The sequence below is a fragment of the Schauerella aestuarii genome (assembly GCF_009866805.1).
In the GTDB taxonomy this organism is placed as follows: domain Bacteria; phylum Pseudomonadota; class Gammaproteobacteria; order Burkholderiales; family Burkholderiaceae_B; genus Schauerella; species Schauerella aestuarii.
In genome coordinates this window covers 869,043-892,534 of the sequence record NZ_SIZW01000042.1, presented here as the reverse complement: position 1 = coordinate 892,534, position 23,492 = coordinate 869,043, and the positions used below count along the sequence as shown (strand labels likewise).

General features: G+C 63.2%; 15 protein-coding genes. 7 read left to right on the top strand and 8 right to left on the bottom strand.

Annotated elements, in window-relative coordinates; all coding sequences use genetic code 11:
* Positions 1 to 4 precede the first annotated feature (4 nt).
* Both EYW45_RS19165 and EYW45_RS19160 read right to left on the bottom strand, forming a co-directional pair.
* Positions 5 to 2,569, bottom strand: coding sequence for a penicillin-binding protein 1A (locus EYW45_RS19165; protein WP_161136997.1), 2,565 nt, complete (start codon positions 2,567 to 2,569; stop codon positions 5 to 7).
* A gap of 200 nt (positions 2,570 to 2,769) precedes the next feature.
* Entirely contained in the window at positions 2,770 to 4,677 is a 1,908-nt protein-coding gene (locus tag EYW45_RS19160; RefSeq protein ID WP_202444827.1) for a S9 family peptidase, read from the bottom strand.
* 203 nt (positions 4,678 to 4,880) lie between these two features.
* On the opposite strand from EYW45_RS19160, the gene EYW45_RS19155 reads away from it, so the two are divergent.
* Complete coding sequence (locus EYW45_RS19155; RefSeq protein ID WP_235939117.1) at positions 4,881 to 5,327, top strand: BPTD_2524 family lipoprotein; 447 nt, start codon at positions 4,881 to 4,883, stop codon at positions 5,325 to 5,327.
* A gap of 79 nt (positions 5,328 to 5,406) precedes the next feature.
* Here the strand turns inward: EYW45_RS19155 and EYW45_RS19150 are convergent, their stop codons facing one another.
* On the bottom strand, positions 5,407 to 5,835 hold the full coding sequence (locus tag EYW45_RS19150) for a PaaI family thioesterase (RefSeq protein ID WP_161136994.1): 429 nt from the start codon (positions 5,833 to 5,835) through the stop codon (positions 5,407 to 5,409).
* Between the two features lie 89 nt (positions 5,836 to 5,924).
* Here EYW45_RS19150 and dinB point away from each other — a divergent pair, with 89 nt between their 5' ends.
* The 3 genes from dinB (at position 5,925) to EYW45_RS19135 (ending at position 10,816) form a co-directional block, all read left to right on the top strand.
* The gene (dinB, locus tag EYW45_RS19145) at positions 5,925 to 7,076 is read left to right on the top strand and encodes a DNA polymerase IV (protein WP_161136993.1); all 1,152 of its coding nucleotides are present in this window, start codon (positions 5,925 to 5,927) and stop codon (positions 7,074 to 7,076) included.
* A gap of 102 nt (positions 7,077 to 7,178) precedes the next feature.
* Positions 7,179 to 7,880, top strand: a complete 702-nt coding sequence (locus EYW45_RS19140) for a response regulator transcription factor (protein ID WP_161136992.1) — start codon at positions 7,179 to 7,181, stop codon at positions 7,878 to 7,880.
* An 8-nt stretch (positions 7,881 to 7,888) separates the two neighbouring features.
* Positions 7,889 to 10,816: an ATP-binding protein gene (locus tag EYW45_RS19135; RefSeq protein ID WP_161136991.1), complete on the top strand. Its 2,928-nt coding sequence runs from the start codon at positions 7,889 to 7,891 to the stop codon at positions 10,814 to 10,816.
* 21 nt (positions 10,817 to 10,837) lie between these two features.
* Here EYW45_RS19135 and EYW45_RS19130 read toward each other — a convergent pair whose 3' ends face one another.
* The gene (locus tag EYW45_RS19130) at positions 10,838 to 11,299 is read right to left on the bottom strand and encodes a GatB/YqeY domain-containing protein (RefSeq protein WP_161136990.1); all 462 of its coding nucleotides are present in this window, start codon (positions 11,297 to 11,299) and stop codon (positions 10,838 to 10,840) included.
* A complete protein-coding gene (locus tag EYW45_RS19125) occupies positions 11,296 to 12,387 on the bottom strand; it encodes a LysR substrate-binding domain-containing protein (protein ID WP_161136989.1) in 1,092 nt (363 codons plus the stop codon). Before EYW45_RS19125 ends, EYW45_RS19130 begins: the two co-directional genes overlap by 4 nt.
* A 267-nt stretch (positions 12,388 to 12,654) precedes the next feature.
* Between EYW45_RS19125 and EYW45_RS19120 the strand changes: the two genes are divergently transcribed.
* Positions 12,655 to 13,902 carry a D-amino acid dehydrogenase gene (locus EYW45_RS19120; RefSeq protein ID WP_161136988.1) on the top strand — a complete coding sequence of 416 codons (1,248 nt, stop codon included), beginning with the start codon at positions 12,655 to 12,657 and terminating at the stop codon, positions 13,900 to 13,902.
* A 201-nt stretch (positions 13,903 to 14,103) separates the two neighbouring features.
* On the opposite strand, the gene EYW45_RS19115 is transcribed toward EYW45_RS19120, so the two are convergent.
* Genes EYW45_RS19115 through imuA form a run of 3 tightly spaced genes read right to left on the bottom strand, consistent with a single transcriptional unit; the run spans position 14,104 to position 19,862 of the window.
* Positions 14,104 to 17,583, bottom strand: a complete 3,480-nt coding sequence (locus EYW45_RS19115; RefSeq protein ID WP_161137127.1) for an error-prone DNA polymerase — start codon at positions 17,581 to 17,583, stop codon at positions 14,104 to 14,106.
* Between the two features lies 1 nt (position 17,584).
* Positions 17,585 to 18,982, bottom strand: a complete 1,398-nt coding sequence (locus EYW45_RS19110; RefSeq protein ID WP_456238881.1) for a Y-family DNA polymerase — start codon at positions 18,980 to 18,982, stop codon at positions 17,585 to 17,587.
* A gap of 19 nt (positions 18,983 to 19,001) precedes the next feature.
* Positions 19,002 to 19,862, bottom strand: a complete 861-nt coding sequence (gene imuA, locus EYW45_RS19105) for a translesion DNA synthesis-associated protein ImuA (protein WP_161136986.1) — start codon at positions 19,860 to 19,862, stop codon at positions 19,002 to 19,004.
* Between the two features lie 148 nt (positions 19,863 to 20,010).
* On the opposite strand from imuA, the gene ypfH reads away from it, so the two are divergent.
* On the top strand, positions 20,011 to 20,718 hold the full coding sequence (gene ypfH, locus EYW45_RS19100) for an esterase (protein ID WP_161136985.1): 708 nt from the start codon (positions 20,011 to 20,013) through the stop codon (positions 20,716 to 20,718).
* Positions 20,719 to 21,016: 298 nt separating this feature from the next.
* A complete protein-coding gene (locus EYW45_RS19095) occupies positions 21,017 to 23,491 on the top strand; it encodes a mechanosensitive ion channel family protein (protein ID WP_328703654.1) in 2,475 nt (824 codons plus the stop codon).
* Position 23,492: the final 1 nt, after the last annotated feature.

Here is a 23,492-nt window from a genome sequence, read left to right as displayed (position 1 = left end):
GGCGTTATCGCGGCACGGGAATCGCCGGAATCGGCACCGGCTGTGCGGCAGGCGACGCGTTGCCCGCTGGCGACTGACTGCGTGGCGGCGGCGCTTGCGGCACGGGAATCGCCCCGTCTGGATTGGCCGGCATCGCCGGCGTCACCGAGCTACTGTTGTTCAACCCATTGTCCATCGGACGAATCATCATGCCGCTGCCGTCCGCCGGACGCGCATTGTTCAGGAAGGCATCCAGCGAGCTTTCGTCCGACGGCAGATCGAGCGATGCCACCGATTGGCCCGGCGGGAATTCGGCGTAGTAGTACTCGCCGTTTTCAACCAGCAGACCCTCGGGACGGGAGGGCGGGGGCGTGACCGGCACGCCTTTGAGCGCCGGCTGCATGTAGTCCAGCCAGGCCGACAACGCCAGGCCGCTACCGAATTCGGTCGAGCCCAACGATCGCGGCTGATCGAAACCCATCCACACCGTGGTGGCCAACTTGGGCGTATAGCCCGAGAACCAGACATCCACCGAATCATTGGTGGTTCCGGTCTTGCCGCCCACGTCGTCGCGCTTGAGCGTGCGATAGGAACGCGCGCCCGTGCCGTAGCGCGCAACGCCGCGCAGAATGTCGTTCATGAGCCATGCGGTGCGCGGATCGATAGCGCGTACGGCGTTGTCGCCGGCCACGTCCGGCTGCGCCGTCATCAGCACCTTGCCCGAACGGTCGGTGACGCGGTCGATCAGGAAGGGCGCTACGCGATAACCGCCATTGGCGAATACCGAGTAGGCGTTGACGACCTGGAGCGGCGTGGCGCTGCCTGCGCCCAGTGCGATGGGCAGCACGGCCGGCCAGCGGTTCTTGTCGAACCCGAAGCGCGAAAAATACTCGCGCCCATATTCGGGTGTGATCGCCTGCATGATGCGGATCGACACCATGTTCTTCGAGCGATACAGCGCCTGGCGTAACGTCAGATAAGGCTCATAGCGGTTGTTGTCGTTTTTCGGCGCCCATGCGCGTGAGCCCGTTTGTGCCGCCGTCATGGTAAACGGCTGGTCGGAAATTTCGGTGCTGGGCGTCAACCCGCGCTCGAGACCGGCGGCATAGAGGAACGGTTTGATATTCGAGCCGGGCTGGCGCCAGGCCTGCGTGACGCGATTGAACTTGCCGCGCGAGAAGTCGAAACCACCCACCATGGCCTTGATCGCACCATTCTCGGGCGCCATCGAAATCAGCGCCGCTTGAAGCGCCGGCATGTTCAGGATTTCCCAGTTGTCATCGCCTGTGTTGCGTACGTAGACGACGGCGCCGCGCGAAAGCTTCAGGTCGTCGTTGGCCTTGGGCGCCAATGCTCGCGCCACCACCGCCAGCACTTTCTTGTCGGTGATCTTGATGATGTTGTCGGCACGCACCGCCACCGTCACTTCGGTGGGACTGGCGGCGAGCACTACCCCCGCGATCAGGTCGTCGCTGTTTGGATGGCTGGTGCGCATATCGTCCAGCAGGTCGTCGAATGCTTCGGCATCTTTCTCGATGCCGTTCGGCAGTTCGATGCGGCCTTCCGGTCCGGGATATGCCGCCCGGCGGGTGTAGTCGAGCACGCCATTACGCACCGATTGATAGGCGGCTCGCTGATCTTTCGAATCGATGGTGGTGTATACGTCCAGGCCCTTGGAGTAGGTTTCATCGCCGTATACCGAGTACACCAACTGGCGCGCCAGTTCGGACGGGTACTCGCCATGGTTGGCCACGCGATCCGGACTGTCGTCGGCCCGGCCGATCGAGAGCGGCTGATTCATGGCCGTTTGATAGTCGGCTTCGTTCAGATAACCCAGGGTGCGCATGCGGCCCAGCACGTAGTGCTGACGCAAGGTGGCCCGCTTCAGGTTGGCAATGGGGTTGTAGGCAGACGGTGCCTTGGGCAGACCAGCCAGCATCGCGGCCTCGGCCGGTGTGACCTCGGCCAGCGGTTTGCCGAAGTATGTGCGCGCGGCGGCCGAAAAACCGTATGCGCGGTGGCCCAGATAAATCTGGTTCATGTACAGCTCGAGGATCTGATCCTTGGACAGTTCCGACTCGATCTTGTACGTGAACAGCAATTCGTAGAACTTGCGCAGAAATGTCTTTTCCGACGAGAGGTAGAAGTTACGCGCCACCTGCATCGTGATCGTGCTGGCCCCTTCGCTGGCCGACATACGCATCGTGTTCTTCAGCGTGGCCCGCGCCACGCCCATGAAATCCACGCCCGTGTGCTGGTAGAAATTGCTGTCTTCCGCCGCAAGAATGGCATGCCGCATCACTTCGGGAAACTCATCGAAGCGCAGCACGTTGCGGTGCTCCACGCCGTATTCGCCGATCAACACCTTATCGGCGGTGTAGATGCGCAGCGGCACGCTGGGCCGGTAGTTCGTGACCGCGTGGAGTTCGGGCAGGCTCGGCCACGTAATGGCAAAGGCCAGTCCCAGCATGATGACGACGCACGCGCCCAGGCCAGCGCAGAGCACGGCAAGGCGGACAACCAGTCGTTTGATCGAGAAGCGGGAGGCGGGAGCGGCGTCAGGCGGGGTGGAGCGGTGGCGGGTATTCATCGACTCGCATTCTATTCGCGGAAACGCTCAGACCTCAAAGTGAGGCAATGAGTTTCCGTAACTAAATTTAACGCGATCGCCGCGCGTTGTGGAGAGCGTAAGGCCTAAGCAAGCGCCGGGGGAGGCATGACCGGGCTCAGAAGGCCGCCCCATGAGCGCGCTGGGCTGTTACAAACCAGCGGCCTAGGGCGGCATGTCGCTTAGCGCGCGTCAGGCTTCAGGTGCGTGCGAAGGAACTGTTCCATGGCGTCGTAGAACTCGAATTTGTTCTCGTCGTTATGGAAGCCGTGGCCTTCGTTGTCCTTGACCATGTACTGCACTTCAACGCCGCGTTTCTTCAACGCCGCGACCACCTGATCGCTTTCGTCCTTGTTGACACGCGGATCCTTGGCGCCCTGGGCGATGAACAGCGGCGTGGTGATCTTGTCCACGTGCAACGCCGGTGAGGTGGCCGTCAGGCGTTCTTTGTCCCGTTCGGGATCGCCGACCATGTCCTGCATTTTCGCCAGGAGCGGTTTCCAATACGGCGGAATGGTGTTCATGAACGTAAACAGGTTCGAGACGCCCACGTAATCCACAGCCGCCGCATACAGATCGGGGGTGAACGTGACGCCGGCCAGCGTGGCGTAGCCGCCGTAACTGGCGCCGTAGATGCCGATGCGCTTGGGATCGGCGATGCCTTGGTCCACGATCCATTTCACGCCATCGGTGATGTCGTCCTGCATCTTCAGACCCCATTCGCCGAAGCTCGCTTCCCAGAACGCGCGCCCGTAGCCCGTCGAGCCGCGGAAGTTGATCTGCAGCACGCAATAGCCGCGATTGGCGAGAAACTGCACTTCGGGGTTGTAGCCCCAGCTATCGCGCGCCCAGGGACCGCCGTGCGGATTGACCACGCAGGCCAGTTGCTTGGGGTCGCGGCCCACCGGAACGGTGAGGTACCCGTGAATGGTCTTGCCGTCGCGGCTGGTGAAGCTGATCGGCTTCATCGGTGCCATGTGCTGCTCGGACAAGGCCGGATTGATGTCGGCGAGCTTGGTCAGCGCATCCGTTTTCAAATCGTAGATGTAGCGGGCGCCCGCGGTTCGATCGTTGTAGGCCGCCACCACGAACTTATCTTCGTTGCGGGTGGCGCCTTGCACCATCACTTCATAACCAGGCAGCTGCGCTTCAAGCTTTTTGTAGAGCGATTCGGTTTCGGCATCGAAAAACTTGCGCTGCACCTTGTCCGTCTCGAAGCTGGCCTGGGTGAGCACCTGGCGGCGGCGCGAATAGTCCACTCCGGAAAGATCGGCCACTTGTGGGTCGAAAACGAGCTTTTCCTGATCGGGCGTGGCCGGATCGATCACCACAAGGGCGAGCTTGTCACGGCCGCGATTGCTGATCGCGTACATCTGCTTGTCGTCGAACGTGAAGAACGCCGGGCTGACGTTGGTCTTGTAATCGGTCGTGATCAGCGGCTTGAATTCGTCCGCTTCTTTCTCGCGATAGAGCAGGGTGGTGTTCAACCCATCGCTCGTGATCGCCGCGCGCACCTGACCGGCGTGGTCGGTTTGCCAACCCACGACGTTGCCGGGGTTCTGCGCCACGATCTTGGCCTCGCCGGTATGCACATTGACGCGATAGATGTCGAACACCTGCGCATCGCGCTGATTGTGGCTGATCAAGACGTGGTCGGGGTCGTCTTCGAGGTCGTCGGTAATGCCCGCACGCACTTGTTCGAAGGGCGTGAGATCGGTCACTTTGCCGGTTTCAGTGTCCACCGCCAACACGTGGAAGTTTTCGTCGCCGCCAAAATCCTTCTGGAACAGCACCGTGCGGTTGCCCTTCCAGAAGAAGTTGCTGATGTCGCGGGCAGACTCGCTGGTGAGCTTGCGCGGTTCGCCGACGGGCTTGGCGCCGTCCAGGGGCTGCACGAAGATGTTCATGCGGGCAGCCTGGCCGTCGATGGCGGCAGGTTGCATGAATCCCAGCGTCTTGCCGTCGTCGGACAACCGGAAAAAGCCCTTTTCCGGGTTGCGGAAGAAATCTTGCAGCGGATAGACGGGCGGCGCGCTTGCGGCACCGGCGGACGCGCCGATCAGGCTGGCAGCGATGAGGGTATAGCTCATAAGTTGACGCACGTAGAGAATCTCCGATAGCGGCCAACGCAGGGCTTGGCCTGGCGCTGACCCAATGGGCGATCATGCCATAGGCCCGCCGAGGCTGTCGAACCGGTCCTTGGGCGCGCCGATAAGCGGTCACATCTGGAAGCTTGCGGCCGACCGGGCCCGACTTGTCGCATAATGCGCCGTGCGCTTTAGTGAGAACTCCGATGAATGATCGAATGAATTTCCGTGCCGTCGCGGCGACGGTACTGTTGGCAGCCAGCCTGTCGGGCTGCGCCTTGGGCATTACCCCCGAGAGCGGCTCGCCTTCCTCGAATTTCACCGCCAATGTCGACTATCAGCAGGCCTGGCGGATGGCCGACGCGCAGGCGAAGCAGTGCCTGACCGGTGATTCCGCCTACGCCGTGCGCGGCGGGGTGGATAGTGTGGGCCGGACGGCGCAGACGCTGGTCGAAGCCCCGTTTACGCGCAACGATATCGTGCGGGTCGACATCAAGTCGCTGGATGCGGCTCGATCCGAAGTGCGCATTGCCATGTGGGGCGAGGGCATCTGGAACCAGGTCGCCGTGGATGCGATGCACGACGCGATCGTTTACGGAGTGGTCGGTTGCACGTCCTACATGCCGCGCGAACCGGTCAGGAAGCCGCGTTGAGCGGCGTGCACTGACCGGATTGCACTGACCGGATTGCATTGACCGGGTCGTATCGGGCGAGCGGCACTGCTGGGTGTGCTCAATCGCCGCCGGGACGGCGTTGCAGGATTTTGAATGCTGCGGTCGACCGCGCCACGACCTGGCCCTGGCTGTCGTAAATGACACCTTCGCAGAAGGCGATCGAGCGGCCACGGCGGGTGCAGCGCCCCTCGATCGACAGGTCGCCGGTGCCGGGCGACAGAAAATCCGTGTTCATATTGATGGTGGCGACCCCGCTGCCGGTGTCGGTGCCGAAGCGCGCTGCCGATCCCATGGCAAAATCCAGCACGCTCATCAACGTGCCACCATGCACATCGCCGCGATTATTCGTGAGTTCGGGTTTGAACGGCAATCTGCCGCGCATACCGTTTTCATCAAGACTGATCGGCACCAGGCCAACGTACGCCATGAAGGGAATATCCCAACCGAAAAACAGGGTGGGGGACGTGGAAGATAAGGTATCGGTCATCGGAGATATGCAAAGAGGTCAGTTGCCGCAGTCGCTCGGATCAGCGGCAATAATATTCGGTTTGAACACTTTATTTGATTGACCGGCCCATGACCGCCGCTACCCGCCGTATTGCCCATCTCGACATGGACGCTTTCTACGCGTCTGTGGAGCTGCTGCGCTATCCCGAACTCAAAGGGCTGCCAGTGGTGATCGGCGGCCGCTCGGCTCAGCCAGCCGACCGCGAACACGACGGCCGTCTGTTTCCCAAGCTGCAGGGGTATGCCGGGCGCGGCGTGGTGACCACCTCGACCTATGAAGCGCGCGCCCTGGGTGTGTTTTCCGCCATGGGCCTGATGAAAGCCGCGCAATTGGCGCCCGAAGCGATTTTGCTGCCGGCCGACTTCGATGCTTATCGGCATTATTCGCGCTTGTTCAAGGCGGCCGTGGCGAGTATCGCGCCGCTGATCGAAGATCGCGGCATCGACGAAATCTATATCGATCTGACGCCGGAGTCAGGTGAAACCTGGGCGTTGGCCGCGCGCATCAAAGAAGCGGTGCACACGGCAACGGGCCTGACCTGTTCGATCGGTGTGGCGCCCAATAAATTACTGGCCAAGATCAGCAGCGAACTCGATAAGCCCAATGGGCTGACCGTGCTCACGCATGACGATATCGAGGCCCGAATCTGGCCGCTGGCCGCGCGCAAGATCAATGGCATCGGCCCCAAGGCGAGCGAGAAATTGAGCCTGCTCGGCATCCATACGGTGGCCGATATCGCACGAGCGAGCGCCGACCTGCTGCAGGCGAATTTCGGCCGCACGTACGCCGCATGGCTTCACAACGCGGCGCGCGGCATCGACGATCGTGAGATCAGTACGCACTCCGACCCGAAATCGATCAGCCGCGAAACCACCTTCGAACGCGATTTGCATACGCGTCACGATCGCGACGTGCTCACGGTCAAGTTCGCCGAGCTGTGCGCCAAGGTGGCCGACGATCTGCGGCGCAAGGGGTGCGTGGGCCGCACCATCGGCATCAAACTTCGATATGCGGATTTTCGGACGGTGACGCGGGACGTGACGTTGCCCGTGGCGACCGCCGATGCGGCCGTGATCCGCCGCGCCGCCGCCGAATGTACCCGCCGCGTGCCGGCCGACCAGCGCATCCGGTTGCTGGGCGTGCGTATAGGGGCGCTGTCGGGCGCGGGCGCGGCCGAAGAAGACATCGGCCCTTCGCAAGGGGATTTGTTTGCCGAGTGACGCCGACGTTTGCCGACATCCCCGCGCTTTTGGGAAGCGCGCGGCGCTGCTAGACTGTTCTCCCAACGTCGTCCGCGGGCTGGCGCAACACCCACGAGAGCCATGACACATTCGCCAAAGATCATTCGTGTTGCCCTGCTCGACGACCACGCCGTGGTGCGCGAGGGCTACGCTGCCGCACTCCAACGCGACGAGTCGATCATCGTGGCGGGGCTCTTCGAGTCGTCGGCAGCCTTGTCTGGGGCGCTGCGCGCCGGCCTTGCGCTCGATGTGCTGGTGATGGATTACGCCCTGGGCGCCCGCGATGTGGACGGCATCAATTTGATCGCTGCATTGCGCAGCCGCTATCCCGCCGTGGCGCTGCTGGTGGCGTCGGCGCACGACAACGCGGCCACCGTATCGCTCGTGCTCCAGGCCGGCGCATTGGGATTCATCAGTAAACGCGAACCCGTCAGCAGCCTGCTCATGGCGGTGCGATCCGTGGCGATGGGGCGGCAGTATCTGAGCGACATTTCCACGGCGCGCATGGCCGGCCTGGCCGATGCTTCGGGCGCGTCTCCTATCGATCGGCCTGCCGATGATAACGACGACCGCGCGCTGGCACTGCTGTTGGGCCGCTTGTCGCGGCGAGAGCAGGAGGTCATCCGCTGCTTCCTCGACGGCATGCTGGTAGGAGAAGTAGCCGCTAAGTTCTCACGCAGTGTGAAAACCATCAGCAATCAGAAACAGACGGCATTCAAGAAGCTCGGTATTCGCTCGATCGCGGAACTCGCCGCGTTGCGCGACGGATCGGTCGCGTGGTGACGAGGGCCATGAGGCGCCTGCGGGCATGGCGAAAGGCCGCCATACTCACGATCCTGCTGGTGTGTGCGGCCGGTGCGCCGTGGGCGCATGCTGCCGGCAACATCGCGTTCACGCCCGAGGAGCAGGCCTGGCTCGCGACGGAGCCGGTGGTGCGCTACAGCGTCGACCCCAATCTGCGCCCGCTCGAGTATGTCGATAACGGCAAGCCGCAGGGGTTGATGGTTGAGTTTCTGAAGACCATCGAGGCGGATACGGGGCTGCGATTCGCCTTCGTGCCGGCGGCTTCCGGCGCCGACGCGGTCAGGCTCTTCAACGCCGATTGGATCGATCTGTTGCCCGGTTTGACCGGGCAACGCCGCTTGAGCGAACCGTTGGGAGATTCGTTGCGCGTGTCGCCGCATTACAGCGGGGCCACGATCGTGGTGGGTCGCGACTCCCAGCCGGTGGTGCTCGAAGCGGCCAATCTCGACGGCTTGCGCGTGGCAATCACGAAGGGTGGGCGGGAGGCCGACTGGCTCGAGACGCGGGTGCCCGGTGCGATCATGGTCGCTCGCAACAGCCCGATCGCCGCGCTGGAGGCCGTAATCGAAGGGCAGGCAGATGTCGCCATGGGGCCGGAAGTCGCGTTTCTGCCCGTCATGCGGCGTGCCTATCGAGGTGTATTGAGCGTGGCCGGTACGGTGTCCGATCTGCCGGTCGTGCTGAGCATGCGCGTGCAGCCGCGTGCCGTGTTGCTGCAGAGCGTGCTCAACAAAGCACTGCTCGCGCAGACGGCGCTCGAAACCGACGTCATCTTCAATCGCTGGTTCGATCTGGCCGATTTCGGCCGCCCCAATGCGCGCGCGTTGCTGGCCTACTACTGGCGCGAAGGCGCGTTAGTGCTGCTGTTGTTAATCTCGCTGATCACGGTGGCGGTGCTGTCGGTCAAGGCACGTCGCGCTGCCCGCCACGCGGCCGAAGAAAAGTCGCGCTTTCTGGCGGTGATGAGTCACGAGATCCGCACCGCAATGAATGCGGTTGTCGGTCCGATCGACGTGCTGTCCCACCAACCCGATTCGCCCGATCGTGTGCGTTTGCTGGCGACTGCACGAACGGGCGCACACGTGTTGCTGGATACGGTCAACAATCTGCTCGACCTGTCCAAGCTGCGCGCGGGCAAGATTTCCGTTGCCGCAGCGGCGTTCGATATCGCAACGCTGGTGCACGAAACGCTTGACGTGTTTCGCGTGCCGGCCAATCAAAAAGGCGTGCTGCTCGCGACGGACGCGCCGCGGCCGTTGATGGTCGAAGTGGACGGCGGGCGCTACCGGCAGGTGCTGCTCAATCTGCTCTCCAACGCGCTCAAGTTCACCCACAGCGGCCGGATCGATGTGGCGTTGCGCGTGGAGCAGGGCCCGCGTGGCGCGCTGCTCACCACCACTGTGAGCGACACGGGGGTAGGCATTGCTGCAGCCGATATTCATCGCGTCTTCGAGGATTACGAACAGTCGGGCAAGAGCGCGCAAGGGCAGGGTACAGGTCTGGGCCTGGCGATCTGCCGCGAGATCGTCACGTTGATGGGCGGCGATATTGCGTTGACGTCGCGCCCGGGGCAAGGCACGTCCGCGATCTTCACGATTCCCATTGTGGGGGTGGGGGGCGTGCTGCCGGTTGCGGTGCCGGCTTCCGGCCGTGCGGCGCCACTGGCGTTGGGCCAGCCTGAGGCGCGGGGTTTGGATGTGGCCACGTTGGCGGCTACCGATCGTCATGTGGAGGCTGCCCTGCGTGACGTGACGCCGATGGTGGGCGTGGGCGATGTGGATGTGGAGACGGGCGAGCTGCGGCGCGATGCTGACCACGACGATTCCCCTCCCGCCGAAGACCGCGCGCGCACCGCGCTGCACCTGGCTGACGCGCGCGATGCGGGGGCGCGGCGCGAAGCCGATCGGCTGCCGGCGAAGCCGCCGCCCAATATCTATCTGGTGCCCTCATCGCACCCAACTTCCGGATCGATCGATCGCGGCACAGCGCCTCACGCCGATGAGGCCGCGAGTGGTCCCGGAAAGATCGACGACGTTGATGCCGTCGGTCATGCCGCTGCCGTCGGTTGCCACAGCGATGTGGCGTCGCAGACGTCAGCCTTGGGGCCCAAGCTGTTGATCGATGGTGTCCGCGTGCCGCATCTACTGGTGATCGACGACAACCCGGTCAATCGCGAAGTCGTCGCGGCGCAGCTTGGGGTGCTGGGGTGGACGTTTGAATTGTGCGATGGCGGCGACAGTGGACTCGCGGCGTGGGAAGTGGGCGAGTTCGATGCGGTGCTGCTCGATTGTCATATGCCGGAGCCCGATGGCTATGAGGTCGCCCGGCGGATGCGGCTGGACGAGGGCATGCGGGGCACCGCGCGCACGCCCATCCTGGCGCTATCGGCGCATTCCGAGCCGGCGCATGTTCAGCGCTGCCTGAAGAGTGGCATGGATGGGGTGATGCTCAAACCGCTGGATGTGGTGCTGCTGCAAGACACGTTGGCCCTCTGGCTCGAATCGGTCGCCGAAGCGTTGGCCGATGACGCGTCCGAAAGGACGCAGGTAACGGCGGGCGACAGCGAGCAGGATACGGCGGTCGCTCAGCCGGTCGACAAGCAAGGGGTAGGTCAGGCTGACGGTCGTCGCGATGCGGCGGCGTTGATTGCGCTATTTGTGCAAACCTGCGACGAGGATATGAGCGGCCTGCGCGCGGCATTCGAGTCCCGCGATCGCAAGGGAGTGTTTGCCCACTCGCATCGCATCAAGGGGGCATCGTTTTCGATGGGTTTCTCCAAGTCGGCCGACGCTGCGCTGGCGATCGAAGTTGCCACGAGCGAAGCAAAAGCGCCCGTCGTCTGGTCGACGGTCGGGCGCGGTATCGATACGTTGGCGGCGGCGTTGACCATCGAGGTCAACCGCACCCCGCCGTAGTACGGCGGCAGAGGGTTTGGCTTAACCCAGGCGGGTTTTGACTTGCTTGGAAACGGCTGTCATTTCGGCCTTGCCGGCCAGCGCCTGCTTGACGATGGCCATCACCTTGCCCATGGCGGGAGCGCCCGTCACGCCGGTCGCCTGCACTTCCGCCACTGCAGCGTCGACCACAGCGTCGATCTCTTCCTGCGTGGCGGCCTTGGGCAGAAATTCCTGCAGGATGACGATTTCGGCGCGCTCCTGATCGGCTGTCTCGGTGCGGCCGGCTTGGTCGTAGGCCGCGATCGACTCACGACGCTGCTTGACCTGTTTTTCAAGAATGGCCGTGACATCGGCGTCGCTCACTTCGCGTCGCTCGTCGACTTCCTTTTGCTTGATCGCGGCGGAAAGCAGGCGAAGCGTCGTCAACCGTTCGCTGGCGCGGGCGCGCATGGCGTCCTTGATGGCCTGGGAAAGTTGCTCTTTAAGGACGGGCGAAGTCATGGCGAAGAACCTGGAAAGTCTGAATCGGAAGCCGCCATTGTATCAACGGCGTCGAGTGCGCCGGTGCTGTCGGGCGCTTGCGCGCACGCTGTGCGCAGGCACTCGATAAATCCGCGTACCAGGGCTGAGGGTGCGTCACTGGCCAGGAGCAGGGCATCCACCCGAAAACCAATCTCAGGCGTGATGCGCCGGATGCGGGTATGGGCACGCCGCATGGCGTGGGCCGTGTAGGCATCGACGATGGCCACACCGCAGCCTGCATCGGCCAGCGCGCAGGCCACGTAATGGGTTTGTACCTGGAGAGAGGCGGCGGATGAGGGGGGCGCGTCGATACCGGGCGCGGTGGGACCCATGAGGGCACGATGCACTTTTCCGCCAAGCGGATCATGCATGTCCAGTGCGATGAGCGCCTCGTGAGGAATATCGCTCAACGAGACCGTCTCGCTGCCGATGCCGGCTTCGTTGTTGTTGTTGTTGTTGTTGTTGTTGTTGTTGTTGTTGTTGTTGTTGTTGTTGTTGTTGTCCGTGGCGGCCTTGGCGGGCGGTGACGCCTTCGGCGACGCGGCGCTGGCGGGTAGCGCATCGAGAACCACCAACTGCGAATGGCCTAACGGCACCGATGCAATACCGGGTGCGACCGGCGGCTCGAAGGTCAGCGCGATGTCGATCTCGCGCAGTTGCAGTTTATTGATGAGTTCGCTGGTGTGATGGGTATGCACGGCGAAGGTGATGCCGGGGTGGCGATCGCGGCTGATCCGGATTGCATGGGGCAAGAGACCAAGGCCCAGGCCGGGCGCGCATCCTACGCGTAAGTGACCGCTGGGATGATGCCGCAGATTGATCGCCAGCCGGCGGATGCCGTCCAGACCGACCGACAGGCGATCGATTTCTGGTGTGAGGATATCGGCTTCGCGCGTGGCGCGCAGCCTTCCCTTTACCCGCTCGAACAGTTTGAAGCCCAGCTGTGCCTCGGCGTGCGCGAGCATTTTGCTCGCTGCGGGCTGCGAAATGTGCAGCGCCGCCGCGGCCTGCGTGAGCGAACCGGTGGCAAGGATGGCCTGGATCAGTTCAATATGACGAAGTCGCATTCGGTTTGGCGCGGTGGCCGTCTCACTTCGGATCGAGGGTCTGGTGGTGGCTCACATCGCATGCGTTGACATCTCTCACACCGTATATGCCCGGGGGTACCGTCAAAAACCGTATTTGCCGGGGCAACCTCAAAAGCGGTGTGCGAAGCTGCGGCGTTGCATGTGAAGATCATAGCCTGAGGTTATGGGTGGTGCTTGAATTGGTATTTGTTTCAGTGTGTCGATCGATTGAAAATCGAAGAAATCCATACTCGATAGGAATACGCCATGCATGTTTGCGTCATTGGTGCGGGCGTGATCGGCGTCACCACCGCGTACAGTCTGGCCAAAGCGGGCCATACGGTGACCTTGACCGATGCACGCGAGCGACCGGCCGAAATGTCCAGTTTCGCCAACGGCGGCCAGCTGAGCTACAGCTATGTTGCGCCCCTGGCCGGGCCCGGCGTGTTGCCCAATGTGCCGGGCTGGTTGCTACGGCAGGAATCGCCGTTGCGGTTTCGGCCGCGGATGGATGTGCATCAGTGGCGGTGGAGCCTGGCATTCGTGCAGGCATGCCGGGCGAGTGTGTCGGATGAAACGACGGCCCAGATGCTGCGCTTGTCCTATTTGAGCCGCGACACGATGAACGCCTGGCTGGCGGAAACGCCTATCGAATTCGGTCACGTGCGCAACGGCAAAATCATCGCCTATCGCAGCCCCGAGTCGCTTGAAAAGGCGCGTGCGCTGGTGGCGTATCAGGCGGCGCGTGGCGCTGAACAGCGTGTGTTGAGCGCTGCCGAAACACTGGCATTGGAACCGTCGCTGGCCGCGATGGGCAGCGATCTGGCTGGCGCCATCTTCACGCCCGGAGAAGAGGCTGGCGATTGCCGCTTGTTTACCGAAGGCGTGTTCGATCTTTTGGGTGGATTGCCCAACGTTACGCGGACGATGAGCAATCCGGTGCGTAAGCTGCGCCGGCGTGGCCGGCACATCGAGGCCGTTGAGACGGCCTTGGGCGACATTCGCGCGGATGCCTACGTGGTGGCGACCGGCACCGGCAGCCGGCAATTGCTCGGTCCGGTGGGGCATGACGTGCCCATCTATCCTTTGAAGGGATACAGCCTGAGTGTGCCGTTGGCGGATGACGACACCAGTGCGCCGTCGATCAGCGTGACCGATTACGAACGCCGCATCGTGTATGCGCGTATCGGGCGTGTGTTGCGCATCGCGGCGATGGTGGATATCGGTAGCCGCGATGCCAAGATCGATCCGGCCCGCATTGCGTTGCTCAAGGAGCAGGTGCACGCCTTGTTTCCGCATCTGGATCTCGACAGGGCGGTGGCATGGGCGGGACTGCGTCCGGCCACACCGACAGGCAAGCCCATCATTGGCAACAGCCCAGCTGCCGATAATCTTTGGGTTAACGTTGGGCAAGGTGCCTTGGGCTTTACGCTGGCGTGTGGCAGCGCAGCGTTGTTGACGCGTTTGATCGCCGGAACATCGACACCGATCGACGCAGCTCCGTTCAAACCTTGATCGATCTTCAGCACTTGAAAGCACGCGATCGATCGACGTCTCTCGAAAGCACTTGACCGACCTTCGTTATTTGAAAGCACTTGATCGCTCTACGGCTTGAGAATCCGATCGATCTTCAGCACTTGAAAACCTCTGACGCGCGATGATTCGAGAAACCCTCGATGTGCGCGAGAAGGGCTTCCCGTCAACGGGGGCGGGGGCTCAATGAAAATTACGGCTGGGCGCATCGATATCGCCCAGCAGCATCGATAGATCGATCAGTCGTTCGGCGATCAGGTGGCGCACATTATTTTCGTTCTGCCAAATGCCGTATACCCCGAGCAGCGTTGCACCCAGCAATTCCTTGCGTTGCCGCTCGCTCAAGGCGCGACGCACGATCACGTTGATGGCGCCGGTTTCGTCTTCCAGCGTGACGAAGATCGTGCCTTTGGCGGTTTGCGGTCGTTGCCGCATCGTGACGAGCCCACAGGCGCGCGACAGGCGCTTGCTGGGAAAGTCGCGCAGCACCGCTGCCGTCACAAAGCGCCGCTTGCCCAATTCGTCACGCAGCAGATGCAGGGGGTGACGGTTGAGCGTGAGTCCTACCGAGCCGTAATCGTCGAAGATGGTTTGCGATTCGCGGGGCGCAGTCAATCGAGGCTGTTCGTCGTCGACGATGGTGGCCTCGCGCAGCAACCCCGCTTGCGGTTGACTGGCGGCCGCCTGCCAGCGCGCTTGCCTGCGGTGCCCCACCAGCGTACGTAACGCATCCGCAGCCGCCAAGGCCTCCAGTGCCGCACGATCGAGCCCCGCACGGCGCGCCATATCGGCCACGTCCTTGAATGCGCTTTGACGCCTGGCCTGCTCAATGCGCAGGCCCGCTTCCTTTTGCAGGCCTTTGATCAGGTTCATGCCTAATCGGACATACGGTCGGTTGTGGGAGGCGGGCACGAGATGGTCCGCCAGGTGATAGGGCACCTCACCCTGAATCTCGGACTGCGCCTCGTTCGAAGCCAATGAGTCGAGATGCATGACGGCATCCCAGTCGCTATGCATCACGTCCACGGGCTGCACCACCACGCGATGACGGCGCGCATCCTGCACCAGTTGCGAGGGCGAATAAAAGCCCATCGGTTGCGAGTTGAGCAATGCCGTCAAAAAGGCTTCAGGCTCGTGGCATTTGAGCCAGGAACTGGCATAAGCCAGCAACGCGAAACTGGCCGCATGACTTTCCGGAAATCCGTACTCACCAAAGCCTTCCACCTGGCGAAAAATGGCTTCGGCGAATTCGACGGCGTAGCCCCGAGAGATCAAACCGCCGATGAGTTTGCCGCGGAATTTTTCTACCCCGCCTTTACGCTTCCATGCTGCCATGGAGCGACGCAGCGCATCGGCTTCACCGCCGCTGAATCCCGCGCCTTTCATGGCGATCTCCATCACCTGTTCCTGAAAGATCGGCACGCCCATTGTGCGCTTGAGCACTTCGCGAATGGCTTCACTGGGATACGTTTCGTCTTCGAGTCCCTGGCGCCGCCGCAGATAGGGATGCACCATGCCGCCCTGGATGGGGCCGGGCCGCACGATCGCGACCTCGATCACCAGATCGTAAAACTCGCGTGGACGCAGGCGCGGCAGCATGGTCATCTGTGCGCGCGACTCGATCTGAAAGACGCCCACCGTATCGGCCTCGCAGATCATGTCGAAGGTATGGGTATCGGCGTCGGGAATGTCCTGCATGGCGAACGGCCTGCCGCGGCGCCAGGCCACCCCTTCGAGCGCCCGACGAATCACGGACAGCATGCCCAGCGCGAGCACGTCCACTTTCAATAGCCCGATGGCATCCAGATCGTCTTTGTCCCACTGCACCACGCTACGGTCGGCCATGGTGGCGTTTTCGATGGGCACCAGGCGCGAAAGCTTGTCGCGCGCGATCACGAAGCCACCTGGATGCTGCGACATATGGCGCGGAAAGCCCATCAGCATCTCCGCCAACGCCGCCCATTGCTGCGCGATCGGCGATTCGGCATCGAGACCGCAGGTGGCAAACGTGCGCAGCAACTCAGTCTTGCCGTCCCACCATTGATGCGACTTGGCGGCGGCATCGATCACGTCGGCGTCGATCCCCAGCGCGCGTCCGGTATCGCGCAATACACTGCGCGGCCGATACGCAATCACCACCGCAGTAAGCGCCGCCCGCGTGCGGCCATACGTTTTGTAGATGTACTGAATGACCTCTTCGCGGCGCTGGTGTTCGAAATCGACATCGATATCGGGCGGCTCGTTGCGTTCAAGGCTGATGAAGCGCTCGAACAGCACGCTGGTGCGATCGGGATCGACCTCGGTAATGTGCAGGCAATAGCAGACGGCCGAGTTGGCGGCCGATCCGCGCCCCTGGCACAAAATGCCTTCGCGACGCGCAAACTGAACGATGTTGTAGACCGTTAAAAAGTAAGCCTCGTAGCGGAGTTGCGCAATCAGATCGAGCTCTTTCTCGATCTGGATCTGCACCTTTTCAGGCAAGCCGGCAGGAAACCGCAGGGCGGCGCCGGCGTAGGTTTCCTGGCGCAGGAACGATTCGGGTGTCATGCCGTCCGGCACGATTTCGTCGGGGTACTCGTACTTGAGTTCTTTCAATGAAAACGTGCATCGTGATGCAAGCGCCAATGTATTGGCCAGGGCGGCGGGCGGATACAAACGCGCCAGGCGAAGGCGGGGCCGCAAGTGCTGTTCGGCATTGCCCTTGAGGGCATAACCGCATTCGGCCACGGGCGTACCCAGACGAATCGCAGCGACCACATCGTGCAGAGGCTTGCGGCTGCGCGTGTGCATCTCGACCTGGCCCGCCGCCGCGACGATCAAACCGCTGGCGGCAGCGGCCTGTTCGACGGCGGCGCGATGCAGATCGTCGCGCGACCGGTGAAGCAACGTGAGCCCCAGAGCTGCCCGGCCTGGAAAGGTGGCCGCCAGCCAACAGGCTTGGGCGGTTAGCGTGGCCGCATCGATGCCGTAGGGCGGGGTGAGCAGCGCCAGACAGTTGGGCATGTGCGCCAGATGGGCATAACCCGTGGGCGGCTGCGTGAAGTCATCGCGGGTGAGGTAGTACTCGCCTTTAGGTGCCCGCGTGCGCGCCAATGTGATCAACTCGGAAAGGTTGCCGTACCCGTCACGATTTTGTGCCAGCAGCACCAGAGTGAGGGCGGGGTCGTCGCCCGTGTCGTCGCCATCTTCCCTGGCCTGCTCGGGAAGCGCCGGCGAGCGAGATGCGTGCTTGCGTGCAGCGCGCGCGCGCGGTGGCGATAACGTAAAGGTGCTGCCCACGATCAGATGCAGGGCCGGAGGTTCGGTATCGGCCTGCGGCACGGGAGCGTCTTGGGGATCGTCGTCGGGCTCTGTGCCACTGCCCGACCCTCTCCCCGGCATCGTATCGCCCTCGATGCCGGTATCCGATTCGGGAAAATCGTCCGTCTGGCTGGGTTCGTCCTGCGCTTGAACCTCTTTGGCGCTTTTACGCGCTTCAACATATGCACGCACCACGCCGCCCAACGAACATTCGTCGGTAATGGCCAACGCGGCATAGCCCAGCCGACGCGCCCGATCCACCAATTGCTCGGGATGCGAGGCGCCGCGCAGGAACGTGAAATTGCTCATGCACGTGAGTTCGGCGTAGCCCGCCAGTTCGGGTGAAAACAGGGTTGGCGGCATCTCAGGCATACAACCCATGTAAAAACCATTGGCCGTCGTCGCCGTCGTGGTCTTGATGGGCCGCGCTGCGGTTGCGGTAGATCCAATAGCGCGCATGTGCCGGATCTTCGGCGATGAAATAGTCACGCAACGCCATGGCTGGATCCCACCAGCCGCTTTCGATGCGTTCGGGACCGCGCACGAGGCGTAACGGCGCACGGTAGTAGGGGCGATGGCGCCGGGTTTGCAAGGCCAGTGGCGGATCGAGCAGCCAGAAAGGGGGATCGATCGGTCCCGGCGCGGTGTCCGGCAGGCGGGCGGGTTTGCTCAACGCGTCGCCCCAGCGGTTGGCGGCCTCGGGCCGGTGATCGGCAACGGGCGCTGGCCGCCGCACCCGTTCGGCACCCAGCCGCGCAGTAAGCAATTCCAGCAGCCGTGCGCGGTCGGCTGCCGTGCCACCCGGTTCGGGAAACAACGTGGTGCTGGCCATGGGTTGGGGTACGGTATCGTCGGCCAGCACCACGATGGCGATCACCGGCGCTTCGAGCACCATGCGATGCAGCCGCTCGCGCAGCAATCCGATCAGATGCGAAGCCTGCCAGGCCGGCTCGCCCAGCGTCAGATGCAGTGGCGTGGGCGGGCGCGCATGACGGCCGCGTTCGTGCAGCATCGATAGCGTCATGGATTGAATCGCGCAACGGCGCTGCGTGAGCCAGCCGCTTAACTGTTCGATCAACACGCACGCCACATGCAGCACGCCATCCGTGTGCTCGAGACGCTCATTGAGTTCGATGCGGCGCTCGAAGGTTTCGGGTGCGATTACCCAGGCATGGACTTCGGGGCTCAGCCCGCAGGCCGCATCCAGCGCCTGCAGCAAGGCGGTGCCCACCCGCCGCTGCAAGCTTGCTCGCGGCAGCGCCTGGACATCGCCGATCGTGTGGCAGCCGATGCCTTCAAGCCAGGCCAGGCGCGGCTGCGCTTCGGGCACGCGCGCCAGGGGATACCGTTGCAGCCGTTGCCGCAATTGCGGCAACCGCACGAGCCGGCGTGCCGCTGGGCGAGGATGCCGCGCCAATAGCCAGGCGCCGCGCGCGGTGGGCGCCATGCCGATCGTATGCGCCAACCCGAGTGCCCGCAGGCTGCGCGCCACACGATGGCTCAGCGCATGCGGGCCGCCAAACACCATCAGGCTGGCGGTGACGTCCATCAACAAGGTGTTGTCGGGCGCGTAGGCGACTTCGGGGGTGTACTGCAGCATTGCCAGGGCCGCGCCTTCACGGGCCAGGTCTTCGGCGGCCGTGTCGCGGTCGAGCAGGATGGCGTGCGGGGCAATCGCATTCACGCCGCCCGCCCGCATCCCCAGGCGCACGCCATCGCGCTGTGCGGTGGGCGTCAGCGCAAGGACGCACCCCTGATCCATGACGGCGCAGGCAGTGACGTCAAGCGGCCACGGCGGACGCAACGCGTCCAGCAGCAACCGGGAGAGGTGTAGGGCGATCCAGAGGCGCATACGGAAGAAAAGGGGAGAAAACCGGCGCGGGCGCATCGAGCGCCAGATGCAGATCGCCCGTGCTGACCGGGCCGCGCCGCTTGAGAATGTGGATATCCAGCCCGCCTGCCGCAGGCGTGAGCACGAGCCGCAAGGGAGCAGGCGACGCGCGATCGGCGGTTTGGACGGGACGTAGCATGAGAAACAAGGTGTCGCTGCCCTGCGCGGCCAGATGCAGCCGGCGCAGCGACTCGGGCCGGATGCGGGTTTGCCACAGCAACAGGGCGCCGCAACTGCCGTTCTTGAGAATTTTCTCGGCGGCCCAGAGGGCATCGCGATCGTCGGCGGGCGCCACCCACAGCCACTGCTGCACATCCATGCGCCAGCCCGCGGCGCACACATGATTGGGCGTATGGGGAGGCTGCACCAGGGCAATGGGCCGCGTGCGCTCGATGCCGGCCAGCGCCGGGCGCAGCAACCGCATTTCGCCCACGCCGGCCTGCGGCGACAACAGCTCGATCAGATTGCCCAACGGCCAGCCGCCACCCGGCAACTCGGCATTGAGCTGTGGATGGCCGGTGGACACACAGCGCGCCGTAGCGCCCGCCATCTGCGTGGCCCGCCACAAGGCCGGATGGATGTGCTCGGGGTGCCGAAGCGTGCCGGAGGTTGGCGTCTCGGACGGGATCCGGGCGCATTCGCCCTCGTCCTCACCCTGGATCCGGGCGTGCTCGACCGCTTCAGCCCAGGCCGGAGCCAAGGTGGAAGCAGGAGGATCGAACAGATCGGGCAGGGGGGCCAAGCTCGGCATGAGAAGCATCAGTCAGACAACAGTACTGTATAAATATACAGTATAAAAACGCCTGCCTTGCCAGCCTTTCGGTCCTTCTATCCGTAAGTCTTGGTTTCATCTGGAGTGGAGCGGTCTAGAATGGTCTGTCGTCTTCAAGGAGAGTGTGATGTCTTCCTCACCCGACCGGACCATTGAAATCGTTCCCGGCGACGCCGCGATCAAGCAATTGTTCGTGCTGCTGCATGCCGCGGGCGAATTGCCGCAAGCCATGTTGCCCCTGGCACGCGCCATCGAGGCCGCGTTTCCGGCGGCCGCCATTCTCATTCCCGCCGCCAGCGACCTGGGTCCGGAAGGCTCGGCCTGCCGCGAGTGGTTTGCCCATACCTATCAATCCTCCGACACCGAAGACGCTGCGTTGACCGAAGCGTTGGGGCCGCTCGCCCACTGGATTCGCGCAGCACAAGCGCGCTTCGGTCTGCTGCAAAGCGATACCGCACTGGCAGGGTTCTCGCAGGGCGCCACGCTCGCATTGGAATCCACCGTGCGCTACGACGGATTGGCCGGCCGCATCCTGGCTTTTGGCGGACGTTATGCCGAACTGCCCAAAGTGCCGCCGCAATTTGCCACCATCCATTTGCTGCATGGGCAAGCCGACAATGTGGTGCCGGTGCGTTATGTGAAGGCGGCGCAATCGCGGCTCACGCAGTTGCAAGGCGATGCCACGATCGATATTGCATCGAACGTCGGCCATGAAATGCATCCGGTGTTGATCGAGCGCGCCATCGTGCGCCTGCAGACATGCGTGCCCTTGCGCAGTTGGGCGGCGGCGCTGGGACTGGATCAGGCGCCGCCGGAAGGTTATACGTTACATTGAGCCCGCTGCCGGGCGCGATGACGCCGAGCGCCTGCACGCGTACACAGCCCACAACATACAGCACAGGGCACACAAAAAAGCACGGCCACAACACGGCGTAGAACACAGCCACAGAACACAGTACAAAGCACGGCATAGAGCCACAGCATCCTGAGAACGGTCATGGACAAGACGGAAAAAACGCGACATGCAACGCCATACATTTGCTCGTGATGGCGTGAAGCGGCTCTTGATTTGGTTCCGGCGAGCGACAGGCTTGCCACTATGGATATTGATCCTGGGGCTCATCTGGATCCCGGTGGCAGCGACGCACGCGGCCACAGCGGTGTCCCCAGCAGGCGTTGCCAGTGCCGATAAGCCGGTCGCCATACTCGATGTTCTGGCGCGCGCTGACGACGACCAACAGCGTGTGGACTGGGCCCGGCATCTTTTGACGGCACCGGATCCTGTGGGCCCGCTCAGTGCGACCCTCGACGACATCGCGCGCCCGGTCAACGCCAAACTGAACAATTCAACGGCCTTGCAACTGCGCGAGCTATCGGTGATGCGGCTGGAAAGTCTGGCGCGCCATTGGGCATTCGACAACCGCCGTTTCGAGCAATGGGAGGCGCAGTCGGGGCAACTGTTTGCTCCTTATGCCGACAGTGCGCTGCAACTGGCGCAGCGTCGTGCGGCGTGGACCGCTGCGCGTGCCGAGGGCAAACTCGACGTGTTGCCGCCGGCGCTGCGGGATCATGTGAACGATGTGCTCGCGCAGCTCGATGCGACCGAGGCCGATCTGAGCGCCAGGCTGACGCGTCAGTTCGAACTCAAACGACGCGCCAGCGAACTCAAAACCCGCATTCAGGCGGGTGGCAATGACGTGGCGGCAGCGATCGACGATATCGACCGCCGGCTGATGCAAACCGAGGCGCCGCCCTTGTGGCGAGGCCTGGGGCATGCCGATTCCGCGTCGGCGATGGGTTCATTCGACCGTGGACTCGATATCGAAGAGCAGTTCGCTATCGATTATCACGCGGCCGGCAATGGCAATCAGCTCGCCTTGCGGGCGGTGCAGTTTCTGCTGCTGCCCTTGATCCTCTGGCTGGTGATGCGCAGCCGAAGCGCGGCACGATCAGCGCCTGGCCTCGCCGCCGATACGGCCGCCCCGGGCGCCGGTACCGCCGGCACCGCAGCGGATCCTCAGCCCGTTCATCAGGTAGCGACATCGCTGCGCACGACTCGCGCACTGCGCCGCCCGTTTTCGACCTGGCTTCTGCTATCCATGCTCGCGGTGTTGATACTCGAACCGGATGCGCCTCAGCTCATCCAGGAGTTTGCGTTATTGATTGCGCTGGTGCCGGTGCTGCGTCTGCTTCCGGCCGGCACGCTGCGTCCTTTGGGCGTGTGGCCCTACGTCGCCATCGCGCTCTATGCCGTGGATCGCTTGAGCGTCGTGATGGTGCCCGAAGGCATGCTGTACCGCCTGTTTCTCCTGACGCTCAATGTGCTGGCGCTCTTGCTGACACTATTGCTGCTGCGCCACACTGCCGCCTCGGCGACGTTGGATCGTAGTGTCTTGCGCCGCGCCATTCATGCCGCGGGGTGGATCGTTCTGGTGGTTCTGATCGTCGCCTTGGGGTGCAATATTTTCGGCAATGTCTCGTTAGCCGAGATGTTGACCAGTGGCGTCATCGATAGCGGCTACATGGCGTTGATGTTGTACGCCGGTGTATCGGCCTGCCTTGGGCTGCTGCGTGCGCTGTTGAGCCAGCCCGAACTCATCCATCGCCGGTTTCTCCGGCGCTACGGTGTGGTGCTGGAGCGGGCCGTCAAGCGGCTGTTGATGCTGAGCGCGTTGGCGGGCTGGCTGCTTTACACCGTGGACCGCTTTCGCATGTTGCGACCGCTGCGTACCGCTGTCACAGTCGTTATGGATGTGGGCATCGAGGTGGGCGAAGTGTCCATTCAACTGGGCGATGTGCTGGTGTTCGTCTTTTCGGCCTGGCTGGCGGTGTGGGCCGCGCGTGTGGTGCAACGGTTGCTGCGCGACGAGCTGCCCGGTCATGCGGGGCTGCCGCGCGGCGTGGGCAACAGCATTGCGTCACTGAGCTACTACGGCGTGCTGTTGTTGGGGTTGCTGATCGCGCTGTCGGCAGCGGGCTTCAAGGTCAGCCAACTGACGCTGGTCTTCGGGGCGCTCGGCGTCGGTATCGGCTTCGGCCTGCAAAGCGTGGTCAACAACTTCGTTTCAGGTCTGGTATTGATGTTCGAACGCCCCATCCAGCCGGGTGACGTGGTGGATGCCGCAGGAACATCGGGATCCGTTCGCGAGATCGGATTGCGCGCCACCACGATTCGCACGTTCGATGGCGCCGACGTAATCGTGCCCAATGGCGTATTGCTCAGCGGCAACCTGACCAACTGGACGATGTTCGACCGCAGCCGGCGGATTGAAATCGTGCTGGGCGTGGCGTACGGCTCCGATCCCGCGCAAGTGTTGACGGTGCTCGGTAACGTGGCGCGAGACACGCCAGGTGTCGCCGCGCAGCCCGAGCCCGTAGTGCTGATGACCGGTTATGGCGACGATGCGCTGAATTTCGTGGTCCGTGTCTGGACCCTCGATCTCAGCGATCTGGGGGCACTTCGTGGCGATCTGCTTGCGCGCATGCTGGCGGCGCTGGATGCGGCGGGGATCTCGATCCCTTATCGCCAGGTCGACGTGCACGTGCGTTCCGTGCCCGAGCAGACCGACGCTCCGGCGCGCAACGGCACGTTCAGCCCAGGGACATGAC

Excerpts from the sequence above, each read along its gene's own strand:
- EYW45_RS19165 (WP_161136997.1), bottom strand. The coding sequence starts at position 2,569 with ATGAATACCCGCCACCGCTCCACCCCGCCTGACGCCGCTCCCGCCTCC.
- EYW45_RS19160 (WP_202444827.1), bottom strand. The coding sequence starts at position 4,677 with ATGAGCTATACCCTCATCGCTGCCAGCCTGATCGGCGCGTCCGCCGGT.
- EYW45_RS19155 (WP_235939117.1), top strand. The coding sequence starts at position 4,881 with ATGAATGATCGAATGAATTTCCGTGCCGTCGCGGCGACGGTACTGTTG.
- EYW45_RS19150 (WP_161136994.1), bottom strand. The coding sequence starts at position 5,835 with ATGACCGATACCTTATCTTCCACGTCCCCCACCCTGTTTTTCGGTTGG.
- dinB (WP_161136993.1), top strand. The coding sequence starts at position 5,925 with ATGACCGCCGCTACCCGCCGTATTGCCCATCTCGACATGGACGCTTTC.
- EYW45_RS19140 (WP_161136992.1), top strand. The coding sequence starts at position 7,179 with ATGACACATTCGCCAAAGATCATTCGTGTTGCCCTGCTCGACGACCAC.
- EYW45_RS19135 (WP_161136991.1), top strand. The coding sequence starts at position 7,889 with ATGAGGCGCCTGCGGGCATGGCGAAAGGCCGCCATACTCACGATCCTG.
- EYW45_RS19130 (WP_161136990.1), bottom strand. The coding sequence starts at position 11,299 with ATGACTTCGCCCGTCCTTAAAGAGCAACTTTCCCAGGCCATCAAGGAC.
- EYW45_RS19125 (WP_161136989.1), bottom strand. The coding sequence starts at position 12,387 with ATGCGACTTCGTCATATTGAACTGATCCAGGCCATCCTTGCCACCGGT.
- EYW45_RS19120 (WP_161136988.1), top strand. The coding sequence starts at position 12,655 with ATGCATGTTTGCGTCATTGGTGCGGGCGTGATCGGCGTCACCACCGCG.
- EYW45_RS19115 (WP_161137127.1), bottom strand. The coding sequence starts at position 17,583 with ATGCCGCCAACCCTGTTTTCACCCGAACTGGCGGGCTACGCCGAACTC.
- EYW45_RS19110 (WP_456238881.1), bottom strand. The coding sequence starts at position 18,982 with ATGGATCAGGGGTGCGTCCTTGCGCTGACGCCCACCGCACAGCGCGAT.
- imuA (WP_161136986.1), bottom strand. The coding sequence starts at position 19,862 with ATGCCGAGCTTGGCCCCCCTGCCCGATCTGTTCGATCCTCCTGCTTCC.
- ypfH (WP_161136985.1), top strand. The coding sequence starts at position 20,011 with ATGTCTTCCTCACCCGACCGGACCATTGAAATCGTTCCCGGCGACGCC.